The 1758-nt window shown below is 65.8% G+C and carries 2 protein-coding genes; both read right to left on the bottom strand.

Going from position 1 to position 1758, the window contains the following annotated elements; translation table 11 throughout:
- Positions 1-86: 86 nt before the first annotated feature.
- A complete protein-coding gene (locus EHS43_RS43870) occupies positions 87-917 on the bottom strand; it encodes a carbohydrate ABC transporter permease (RefSeq protein ID WP_125195977.1) in 831 nt (276 codons plus the stop codon).
- A partial coding sequence (locus tag EHS43_RS43865) for a carbohydrate ABC transporter permease (RefSeq protein WP_148104319.1) occupies positions 914-1758 on the bottom strand: 845 nt, incomplete at its 5' end. The genes EHS43_RS43870 and EHS43_RS43865, both read right to left, overlap by 4 nt.

Genomic DNA, 1758 nt, shown 5'->3' with positions numbered 1-1758 from the left:
GCTCGGGGCCCGGGGCTGGCAGGTGGAGCAGGTCACGCCGGTTCTCGTGGCCGCTTTGTCCGCGTAGCCCCCGCGCCCCCCGGGAGTCACCTGGTCGCTCCTCGCATGAAGCCGTTGTAGATGAACCTCTGCAGGCTCAGGAAGACGATCAGGGTCGGCAGGATCACCAGGACCGCTCCCGCCGAGATCACCTCCCAGTGGGCCGCGTAGGGGCCCTTGAAGCGGAACAGCGACGTCGAGATCACGCCAAGATCTTCCGAGGGCATGTACAGGAACGGGATGTAGAAGTCGTTGTAGACGGTGATGCCCTTCACGATCACCACGGTCGCCGTCGCCGGCTTCAGCAGCGGGAAAATGATCTTCCGGTAGATCGTGAAGGAGTTGGCGCCGTCCAGGCGGGCCGCCTCGTCCAGGGAGACCGGGATCGAGCGGACGAACTGCAGGAAGATGTAGATCGAGACGATGTCCGTGCCCATGTAGAGGACGATCGGCGCCCACAGGGAGTCGAACATGCCGAAGCTGTTGACGATCTGGAAGGTCGCCACCTGGGTGGTGACACCGGGGACCAGCGCGGCCGTCAGGAAGAGCGCGACCACCAGCTTCTTGAAGCGGAAGGTGAAGCGGTCGATGGCGTAGGCCGTCATCGAGCCGATGAGGACCGTGCCGCCGACCGAGACCACCAGGATGATCGCCGTGTTGGTGAAGGCGGAGAGCATCCCGCCGTCCTGGAAGGCCGCCACGTAGTTGTGGAGGTTCAGCGGGTCGTCGGGCGGTTCGAGGGCGCCGCTCGTGTTCGCCATCTCCTTCTCCGACTTGAGGGAGGTGAGCAGGACGACCACGAGCGGGAGCAGGACGACCACCGTCGCGGCGATCAGCGACAGGTGGACCAGGGCACGGGTGAGCGTACGGCGGGTCATACCAGGTCCACCTTGTCGTCGGGGACCAGGCGCCGCTGCACCCAGGTCACCAGCAGGATGATCAGCAGGAGGACGACGGCGGCCGCCGAGGCCAGGCCCGTCTTGTTGAAGCGGAACGCCAGGTTTACCGTCTGGATCACGAAGGTCTCGGTGCCGGTCGCGCCGCCGGTCATGATGTACGGGATCTCGAAGACCGAGAGCGAGCCGGAGATCGAGAGGATCACCGTCAGCGTCAGGACCGGTTTGATGCCCGGCGCGATGATGTGGCGGAACTGCTGCCAGCGGCCCGCCCCGTCCAGCTCCGCGGCCTCGTAGAGCTCCCCCGGGATGGACTGGATCGCGCCCAGGAAGAGGACGAAGTTCAGGCCCAGGTAGCGCCAGACCGAGACGCCGGCCAGCGAGGTGTTCGCGGAGACGGGGGTGCCGAGCCAGGCGTGGTCGGTGTGCACGCCGAACAGGCTCAGCACCGAGTCGAGGGTGCCGCCGTCCTGGAAGAAGTAGAGGAACACGAACCCGATCGCCACCCCGTTGATCAGGTACGGGAAGAAGAGCACGCCCTTGAAGAAGTTGCGGAAGCGGACGTTGAAGCTCAGGACCGTGGCGAAGTACAGCGCGAGCACGATCTGGACCGCGGAGGCGGCGAGGTAGTAGCCGCTGACCCAGAAGACCTCGAAGAGGTCGGGGCGGGTGAAGACCTCCCGGTAGTTCTCCGCGCCCGTGTAGTGCAGCACAGGGCTGACGCCGTCCCAGTCGGTGAAGCTGTACGCGAGCATGTTGACGATCGGCGCGTACGTGAAGGTGATCAGCAGGGCCAGCGGGGCGAGCAGGAACAGCCAGGGGG

This window comes from Streptomyces sp. RP5T (assembly GCF_003933965.1).
GTDB lineage: Bacteria > Actinomycetota > Actinomycetes > Streptomycetales > Streptomycetaceae > Streptomyces.
The sequence above is the reverse complement of the archived record's forward strand: the minus strand, read 5'-3'. Positions and strand labels throughout refer to the sequence as shown.

Excerpts from the sequence above, each read along its gene's own strand:
- EHS43_RS43870 (WP_125195977.1), bottom strand. The coding sequence starts at position 917 with ATGACCCGCCGTACGCTCACCCGTGCCCTGGTCCACCTGTCGCTGATC.